Annotated in this window: 9 protein-coding genes, 1 tRNA gene, 1 other RNA gene and 1 other annotated feature; of the genes, 10 read left to right on the forward strand and 1 reads right to left on the reverse strand. The window is 28.3% G+C overall.

Annotation, left to right across the window (positions count from 1 at the left end):
- Positions 1 to 204 precede the first annotated feature (204 nt).
- The 10 genes from KGF36_RS19615 to KGF36_RS19660 all read left to right on the forward strand — a co-directional run bounded on the left by KGF36_RS19615 (position 205) and on the right by KGF36_RS19660 (position 7,608).
- Complete coding sequence (locus KGF36_RS19615) at positions 205 to 714, forward strand: transcription repressor NadR (protein ID WP_227830450.1); 510 nt, start codon at positions 205 to 207, stop codon at positions 712 to 714.
- An 11-nt stretch (positions 715 to 725) separates the two neighbouring features.
- On the forward strand, positions 726 to 1,607 hold the full coding sequence (locus KGF36_RS19620; protein WP_227830449.1) for a mechanosensitive ion channel family protein: 882 nt from the start codon (positions 726 to 728) through the stop codon (positions 1,605 to 1,607).
- 127 nt (positions 1,608 to 1,734) lie between these two features.
- Positions 1,735 to 1,940: a binding site (T-box leader), on the forward strand.
- Between the two features lie 126 nt (positions 1,941 to 2,066).
- Positions 2,067 to 3,338, forward strand: coding sequence for a serine--tRNA ligase (gene serS / locus KGF36_RS19625; RefSeq protein ID WP_227830448.1), 1,272 nt, complete (start codon positions 2,067 to 2,069; stop codon positions 3,336 to 3,338).
- A 318-nt stretch (positions 3,339 to 3,656) separates the two neighbouring features.
- Entirely contained in the window at positions 3,657 to 4,112 is a 456-nt protein-coding gene (locus KGF36_RS19630) for a nucleoside deaminase (protein WP_227830447.1), read from the forward strand.
- A tRNA-Ser gene (locus KGF36_RS19635) sits at positions 4,113 to 4,204 on the forward strand.
- A gap of 41 nt (positions 4,205 to 4,245) precedes the next feature.
- Positions 4,246 to 4,510: signal recognition particle sRNA large type (gene ffs / locus KGF36_RS19640), an RNA gene on the forward strand.
- A gap of 76 nt (positions 4,511 to 4,586) precedes the next feature.
- The gene (gene dnaX / locus KGF36_RS19645) at positions 4,587 to 6,224 is read left to right on the forward strand and encodes a DNA polymerase III subunit gamma/tau (RefSeq protein ID WP_227854971.1); all 1,638 of its coding nucleotides are present in this window, start codon (positions 4,587 to 4,589) and stop codon (positions 6,222 to 6,224) included.
- 58 nt (positions 6,225 to 6,282) lie between these two features.
- Positions 6,283 to 6,633, forward strand: a complete 351-nt coding sequence (locus tag KGF36_RS19650) for a YbaB/EbfC family nucleoid-associated protein (protein WP_227437598.1) — start codon at positions 6,283 to 6,285, stop codon at positions 6,631 to 6,633.
- Positions 6,634 to 6,645: 12 nt separating this feature from the next.
- A complete protein-coding gene (gene recR, locus KGF36_RS19655; RefSeq protein ID WP_227830451.1) occupies positions 6,646 to 7,245 on the forward strand; it encodes a recombination mediator RecR in 600 nt (199 codons plus the stop codon).
- A 141-nt stretch (positions 7,246 to 7,386) separates the two neighbouring features.
- Entirely contained in the window at positions 7,387 to 7,608 is a 222-nt protein-coding gene (locus KGF36_RS19660) for a hypothetical protein (protein WP_227830445.1), read from the forward strand.
- A gap of 64 nt (positions 7,609 to 7,672) precedes the next feature.
- Here KGF36_RS19660 and KGF36_RS19665 read toward each other — a convergent pair whose 3' ends face one another.
- On the reverse strand, positions 7,673 to 8,878 hold the full coding sequence (locus KGF36_RS19665) for an MGDG synthase family glycosyltransferase (RefSeq protein WP_227830444.1): 1,206 nt from the start codon (positions 8,876 to 8,878) through the stop codon (positions 7,673 to 7,675).
- Between the last annotated feature and the right edge of the window lie 423 nt (positions 8,879 to 9,301).

The following is a 9,301-nucleotide window of genomic DNA, read 5'->3' on the forward strand; positions in this document are numbered from 1 at the left end:
GTTAAGCTCTCTAGCGCTGATGGTACTTGGTGGGAAACTGCCTGGGAGAGTAGGACGTAGCCACGTAATCTTTTTTTATTGTTTGCCATAAAACATAAAATCTAAAATTAAACAGAATATAAACTCTGTATTGATTTATACTAAGATAAAATATAAAATTATATAATATAGACAAAAAGTTTTGATTTAGAAAGAAGGTGTAATATGAATTCTAATGAAAGAAGAAACAAATTAATAGATATTTTAAAGGAATCTAAGCATCCTGTAAAAGGTGGAGTGCTAGCGGAGCTATTAAATGTAAGCAGACAAGTAATAGTACAAGATATAGCGCTTATAAGGGCTAAAGGCTTTGAAATAATAGCTACACCTCAAGGATATATAATATATAATCAACCATACTTTTCCAGACAAATAAAATGTAAAAATCATAAAAATTCCCAAGAAATTTATGAAGAACTAAGAATTATTGTAGATTTAGGTGGAATTGTAAAAGATGTTATTGTAAATCATCCAACATATGGTCAAATAACTGCAGAACTTAATATTTATTCTAAAATGGATATAGATGATTTTATGAGAAAAGTTGAAACAAATGAGTTTAAACAATTATCAGTCTTAACAGAATGTAGTCATATTCATACAATTGAAGCACTCAAAGAAAAGACTATTGAAGATATAATAAAAAAATTAGATGACAGTGGAGTATTATCATAAGGAGGAGTTAAATGAATTTTTTGTCATTGGCTAAGACTACTTCAACAAATAGTAATATAACGAAGAGAACTTTAGAAAATATGCTTAATAATTTCAGTGATAATATACCAAATATTATATATGCAATAACAATATTTATAATAGGTATTTATATAGCTAAGATAGTAAGAAAGATGGTTTCTAAGTTTCTAATTAAATATGGAATGAGTAAAGGTGTAAATAATTTTATTGTATATGGTATATATATATCAATGCTATCCATCATATCATTGATAAGTTTAGGGATTATAGGAATACAAACTACGTCAGTTGTAGCGGTCTTAGGAGCGGCTGGATTTAGTATAGGATTAGCATTTAAAGAAATATTATCAAATCTAGGCTCAGGCATGATTATTTTGTTTTTTAAGCCATTCAATATAGGTGATTATATTCAAGGGTCAGGTGTAGAAGGTACAGTTTCTGATATACAAATATTTAGTACTGTTCTTAAAACTCCAGATAATAAAACTATAATAATACCAAATTTTCAATTGACAAGTAATAATATAATTAATTACACACATCAAAATAAAAGAAGGATAGATTTTTCGTATAATATTTCTTATGATAGCGATATAGATATGGTTAAATCTATATTAAATGAAATTTTTACAAATGAAAAAAGGATACTAGATGACCCAAAGCCAATCATAGGTTTAAACTCTATAGGTAATAATACTATGCAAATAGTTGCCAGACCTTGGGTTAAAACTGATGATTACTGGGATGTATATTTTGATGTAATGGAAAAAGTTAAGAAAAAATTTGATGAAAATAAAATAGAAGTTCCATTTATTCCTGCTTCATTATTGTTTAGTAACACAAGTAATTTAAATTCTTTGGATAAAAGATAATATTTTAATTAAACAAAAAAATCAAACTTAAGATAATAAATTAAAGAAAATTCTAAAAAAAAATTGAATAATAGTATTGAAAGATGTTAATATATATAATATAATGATTATCAAATAAAACAATTAGTTAAAAGCATTGAAAGAAAATAGTAAAAAACAGGTTGTATTCAGAGAATGAGTGGATGGTGAGAACTCATTACAATGGTTTTTGAATCTACTCTAGAGCTTCTAGTTAAAGCTAGACGTTTACCTACGTTACAGGTCTGAGAGGATTATACATATGGGTATAATCAATTAGGGTGGCAACGCGGATAAAAGATTTTCGTCCCTTTTATAGGGTAAACGGAGGTCTTTTTTTATTTTCCAAATTTGTTTAAACTAAGAATTTGAAGTTAAAAATATTTTAATTTAAATTGGAATTATTAATTTATATTATAAAAATTATTAGGAGGAATTAATATGTTAGATATTAAAAGAATAAGAGAAAACTTAGATGATATTAAAAAAGCTATGGAAATAAGAGGCGAAAAAGAATTCGACCTTGATGCTGTAGTGGAATTAGATAATAAAAGAAGAGAGATACTTCAAGAAGTTGAAGTTATGAAAAATGAATTAAATGTAAACTCTAAAAAGATACCACAATTAATAAAAGAAGGAAAAGATGTAGAAGAGGAAAAAGCAAGATTAAAAGAATTATCAGACAAGATAAAAGGTATTGATGAGAAAGTAAAAGAAGTTGAAGCAAAAATGGAATATGCATTGATGAGAATTCCAAATGTACCTCATCCAGATGTGCCACAAGGTGAAACAGATGAAGACAATGTTCAAGTAAGAACTTGGGGAGAACCTACAAAATTTGATTTTGAACATAAAGCTCACTGGGATATAGGAACTGGTTTAGGCATACTAGACTTTGAAACAGCTGGAAAAATAACTGGTTCAAGATTTACTTTATATAGAGGACTAGGTGCTAGATTAGAAAGATCTTTAATGAATTTCTTCTTAAATACTCACACAGCTAAACATGGATATACAGAAGTTTTACCTCCATTTATGGCTAATAGAAATAGTTTTATAGGCACTGGTCAACTTCCTAAATTTGAGGAAGATATGTTTAAAATAGAAGGGCTAGAGTATTTCTTAATACCAACAGCTGAAGTACCTGTGACAAATATACATGCTAATGAAATATTAGATGTTGCAGAACTTCCAATAAAATATTGTGCATATACTCCTTGCTTTAGATCTGAAGCTGGTTCAGCAGGAAGAGATACAAGAGGTTTAGTTAGACAACATCAATTCAATAAAGTTGAATTAGTTAAATTTGTTAAACCAGAGGATTCTTATAAGGAATTAGAATCATTAACTCATGATGCTGAAACTATGTTACAAATGTTAGGTCTTCCATATAGAGTTGTAAGAATATGTACAGGAGACTTAGGGTTTACAGCTGCTTTTAAATACGATTTAGAAGTTTGGATGCCAAGTTATAATAGATATGTAGAAATATCTTCTTGTTCAAACTTTGAAGATTTTCAAGCAAGAAGAGCGGGAATAAGATTTAAAAGGGATAAAAAATCAAAAGCAGAATATGTTCATACATTAAATGGTTCTGGATTAGCTATAGGAAGATGCTTAGCTGCTATATTAGAAAATTATCAACAAGCAGATGGCTCTGTAATGGTTCCAGAAGAATTAAGACCTTATATGGGTGTTGATGTTATAAAATAATTATGTATTAATATTATATAAGTGATAATATATTTTAAGATTAAAAATATACTATAAGTAAATAGTAAATTAAAAAAAGTTATGAGATTTAATAATTTCATAACTTTTTTATGTTAATATATATAATAGAATATTCATCATAAAAAGCTAAATATTTTCATAAATCAACATTTAATTAGACTCTGAAAATTTTTTTTAGGTTAATTTAAATTAAATGTAGCTATGCATAGCAATATATTAAATAAACAAAATAAAATTAAGTTGAATTATAAAATGAATTATGATAAGATAAGTTTGTTATAAGTTTTGGGAGGAATTATGGAAAGTTCATTTTATATGAAAGAAGCATTAAAAGAAGCATATAAAGCATATAATAAGAGAGAAACACCAATAGGTGCTGTTATAGTTAAAGATAATCAAATAATAGCAAGGGCTCATAACCTTACAGAAACATTGAAAGATTCTACAGCTCATGCAGAAATTTTAGCGATAAAGCAAGCATCAGAAAAATTAGGTGGGTGGAGATTGACAGATTGTGATTTATATGTTACACTAGAGCCTTGCATAATGTGTAGTGGTGCAATAGTTAATTCTAGAATAAAAAAGCTTATAATAGGGACAAGACATATAAAAAATTCATATATAGAGAAACAGCATGAGTTTAAATTAGATTATTTTGAAAATAATAATGTAAAAGTGGCTTTTGATGTTTTGCAAGAAGAATGCTCGATCATATTGCAAGAATTTTTTAAGGCATTAAGAAAAAGAGATTAAGGAGAGATGGTCGAGTGGTCGAAGGCGCTCGCCTGGAAAGCGAGTATATGGGTAAAACTGTATCGTGGGTTCAAATCCCACTCTCTCCGCCAGAAACAATAAATAAAAGTAATTAAATATGGTTGTAATTTTGCTGTACTAGATGGGGAGGTAGCGGTGCCCTGTAACCTGCAATCCGCTATAGCAGGATTGAATTCCATCTAAAGGCTTATTTTTTGTAGGGCCGCCCTGAATAAGTGGTGTTGATGCTTAGGTCCTGCGCAATGAAAGCTCATGAACCCCGTCAGATCCGGAAGGAAGCAGCGGTAAGTGATCACTTTTGTGTGCCGCGGGGGTGCCTAAGTTGAGCTAACTGTTTTGGTAACGCCTATGGAATTAAGTCGATAGATGGTGTACAGCATTTAATATATAAAAGACTAATCCCTTAGATAATGAGGGATTTTTTTATTAATTTTACTAAAGAGAGGTAAAAAGATGCATAAAGCATTATATAGAGCATATAGACCACAAAGATTTGATGATGTTGTTGGTCAAGAACATATTATTAAGACTTTAAAAAATCAAATATACAATGATAATATAGGACATGCCTATTTGTTTTGTGGTACAAGAGGTACTGGGAAGACATCTACTGCAAAAATTTTTTCAAGAGCAGTAAATTGTTTAAATAAATTAAATGAAGAACCTTGTAATGAGTGTGAAATATGTGAATCAATATTAAAAGATAATACAATGGATGTTGTAGAAATAGATGCAGCATCAAATAATAGTGTAGATGATATAAGAGAACTTAGAGAAAGTGTAAAATATTCTCCAGCTAATGCTAAATATAAAGTATATATAATAGATGAGGTTCATATGTTGTCTCAAGGAGCTTTTAATGCATTGTTAAAGACATTAGAAGAACCTCCCTCATATGTAATCTTTATATTAGCTACTACTGAACCTCATAAGATACCTGCAACTATTTTATCACGTTGCCAAAGATATGATTTTAAAAGAGTTACTGTTAAAGATATGACTCTTAGGATGAAAAAAATTTGTGAAGATGAAGGAATTGACATAGATGACAAAGCTCTTAATCTGATATCTAGAAATTCTCAAGGAGCACTTAGAGATGCTCTTAGCATATTAGACCAGTGTATATCATTTGGAGAGAATAAAGTAGATTATAAAGATGTTGTTGAGTTGATGGGAAGCGTGAATATAGAACAATTATTTGAATTGTCTCAATGTATTGTAGCGCAAGATACTAAAAAATCTCTTGAAATATTAAATGAATTTGTTTTATGGGGGAAAGATATAAGAAACCTTACAAATGATTTAATAGACCATTTTAGAAATTTAATGGTTTGCAAAGTATCATCAGAACTAGATGAAATAATCTCATTACCAGAAGAAACTATAGAGCAACTTAAATCTCAGTCTGAGGACATAGATATAAATGATTTAATAAGAATTTTAAATATACTGTCAACAACTCAAGATGATATAAAATCATCTTCAAATCCAAGAGTCTTAGTAGAAATAACTATAATGAAGATTGCTCAGCCAATGTTTGATGAAAGTAAAGAAGCTCTTATTAAAAGGGTTGAGAATTTGGAAAAAATGATTGAAATGGGTAGCTTTAAAATTACAAATAATGATAGTGGTAAAGAAAATGAATATGAGGATAATAGAGAAATAAATTCAAAAAAAGAAAGCATCGTTTATGAAGAGGTAAAGAATGAAGACGTTCTACTTATAGAATCATCATGGAAAAATATACTTAAACAAATTAAAAAAGATAAAAAAATGCCAATATACGCTCTTTTAAGTGAGGTAAAAAGTTTTAATGTATATTCTAACATGTTATATGTAATATTTGATGATAAATTTGATTTTGCAAAAACTAGATTAAGCTCCCCAGATACAATAGATTATCTAGAGAAGACTATAAGAGAAGTTTTAAATAGAAGCTTTAGTGTAAAAATAGTATTGTCATCAGAAGTCAAAGATATAAATCTTGAAGTTAAAGAAAAAAAAGACATTGGTGAAGAGATACTAAAGAACATAGTAAACGAAGAAATACTAGAAATAAAAGATAGTATTGATGAAAATGAAAGTAAATAATAAAATACTATTATGATATAATAATAAAATGAAAATAAGTTTAGGAGGAATAGTGTTTATGGCTAAAAAAGGTTTTGGAGGCGGAATGATGCCTGGTGGTGGAAATATGAATAACTTATTAAAGCAGGCTCAAAAGATGCAAGAAAATATGCAAAAAGCTCAACAAGAGTTAGAAAATAAAGAAGTAGAAGCTTCAGTTGGTGGAGGAGCAGTTACTGTAAAAGTTAATGGTAAAAAAGAAGTTTTAGATATAACTATTAAACCAGAAGTTGTTGATCCAGACGATATAGAAATGTTACAGGATTTAGTTTTAAGTGCAGTAAATCAAGCATTGAGAAATATTGATGATATACAAGCAAATCAAATGAGTAAGGTAACTGGAGGTATGAATATACCAGGGTTATTCTAGTAGGTGATATTTATGCAAGTTTATACAGGTCCAATAACGAGACTAATAGAAGAATTTTCAAAGCTTCCAGGAGTTGGAAGAAAGACTGCTCAAAGGTTGGCTTTTCATATTATTAATATGAATACTAATGATGTGGAGGCTTTATCTAAGGCAATTATAGACGCAAAAAGAGAGATAAAGTATTGTTCAATTTGTTGCAATATAACAGATACAGACCCATGTAGTATGTGCTCAAATAAGAATAGGGACTCTAGTACTATATGTGTGGTAGAAGATCCAAGAGATGTTGCAGCTATGGAGAGAATAAGAGAATTTAAAGGACAATATCATGTATTAAATGGAGTTATTTCTCCAATGGATGGTATTGGACCAGATATGTTAAAAATAAAAGAGCTTATACAAAGGCTTGGTAATCAAGATGTAAAAGAAATAATAATGGCTACAAATCCTACTATTGAAGGAGAAGCCACAGCTATGTATATTGCAAGATTAGTAAAGCCAATGGGAATCAAAGTTACTAGGATAGCTCATGGTCTTCCTGTTGGAGGAGATTTAGAATATGCAGATGAAGTTACAATATCAAAAGCATTGGAAGGTAGAAGAGAAATATAAAAATCGAGGTTATAACCTCGATTTTTGTAATTTTTTGGAGTTAAATTTAGATTAATTTTGATTTAGATTTATTGAATAAATTTCTTCTGTATTGTATAATTTGTTGTATAAATCATTTAAAAATTTTGATAGGGGTGCAACATGAAACCAATTATGAACTTAGAAGAACATAATGCAATGAAGGAAAAAAGAGTTAAAAAAATGAAATCAAAAGACAAGCCTAAATATGATGATTTTGAGGATATAAGTTTTTCTAACAAGAAAAAAACTAAGAAAACTCCAAGAAATAAAAACACTGAATTCAGAAATAACTATAAAAACTATCAGTATGATTATGAAGAAGATTTTTATGAACCAATCTAGTAATTAAATAATTAGAAGATAAAAAATCCCTAATAGGTACACTATAGGGATTTTATTTATTGTATTAATCAGAAATTATACTTAATACTAAATTAGCTATGTTTTGGGCTGAATTTGACTTTCTTATAGATTTTATATTTTTCTTTAACATTTCTAGCCTACTAGAGTCATCTATTAAAACTTTTAATAATATTGATAAATTATATTTCTTTGTAGTTCTAAGTGCTGCACCACAATTGGATAAGAAATCAAGATTTTCTTCTTCTTGTCCAGGTATATAATATGGAACTATCATGGGTACATCTTTTAAGAGTGCTTCAGTTGTAGTAAGTCCGCCAGGCTTACTGACTAAAACATCTATAGAAGCTAAAATGTCATTCATTTTATCAGTATATCCAAGTACACATACATTTTTGTCATGATAACGAGATACAAGTTTTTTTTCAATTTTCTCTTTTAAACTTTCATTTCTGCCAGTTATTACAAGTATCTGAAAATCTCTATCTGTATCTAATAACTCATCAAGAGTTTCTTTTATATTTCCAGCTCCAAAGCTGCCGCCCATAAGTAAAACAGTTAATTTATCAGGAGATAAATTTAGTTCAGAAAGAACAATTCTTTTGTCTCTATGAGAATGGAACGATTTTTCAACAGGGATTCCAAATGTTCTAATTTTACTAGGTTCAACTCCATCAAATACTAATAATTCCTTTACATACTCATGACCAACAATATAGTAGTCAATCTCATTTTGTATCCATGTGGAATGAGTAGTATAATCAGTTAATACAGAAATAAGAGGAGGAACATTAATAGTACTTGTATGATGCTTATAAAAATGATCAGTAGAAGCATTTGTTTCATTATTATGTAAGTTAAAATTTTTTTTCAATGTGCTTAAAGCAATCATTGGAAAAGGATGTGTACCTATAATTAAATCTGGTTTTGTGTTTCTAATGAGTTTTTTTAATTTTTTTGCCATAAATGTAATTATTAGATTACCTTTAAATTCATTTTTTGATAAAAGATTTGTTTCAGATAATCTATATACACTTCCATATGCTTTGGGTGTATATATGGCAGATTTTTCATATCCTCTTGAAATTATTTTATCCATTATGTTATTGACTAATTTCAAACTATCTATTATTTCGCATTCAACAGGCTCTCCGTCAATTGTTTTGGATGTAAGTTCTTCTTTAATAGCTAGAGCCGCTCTATTATGTCCACCACCAGTAGAAGCAGACATGATTAATACTTTTTTGCTCATAATAAAATCCTCCTAAAATGTAGCATAGTATTTATATAATACTTTGATATGTAAAAATTGTCATTCTCAATCAAATTATTGATAAATCATTTTTTAATAATAATCTAATACAAGATTACAAAAATTACAAGTGAAAGAAATGTAAATTAATTTTAAAAAAATGTGTATTACTACAAATAAAAAATTTAAATTATAGAATAAAAAGGAAAATTGGGCATAAAATATATATTAGTCCTATGAAATAAGGACTTTTGTTTATCATTAATTTATGAGAGTTAAGCTGATAAAACATAGAAAAATTAAAAATCTTAAAAAAAATAAAAAATTATATTGACTTGGATAAATAAAGGTGATATAGTATTACTTGTCCTTAAGAAAAGGGCAAACATGAAAAATGAACTTTGAAAATTAAACAGTAGGTTA

Origin of the sequence: Clostridioides sp. ZZV14-6009 (assembly GCF_020658095.1) — a bacterium.
GTDB lineage: Bacteria > Bacillota > Clostridia > Peptostreptococcales > Peptostreptococcaceae > Clostridioides.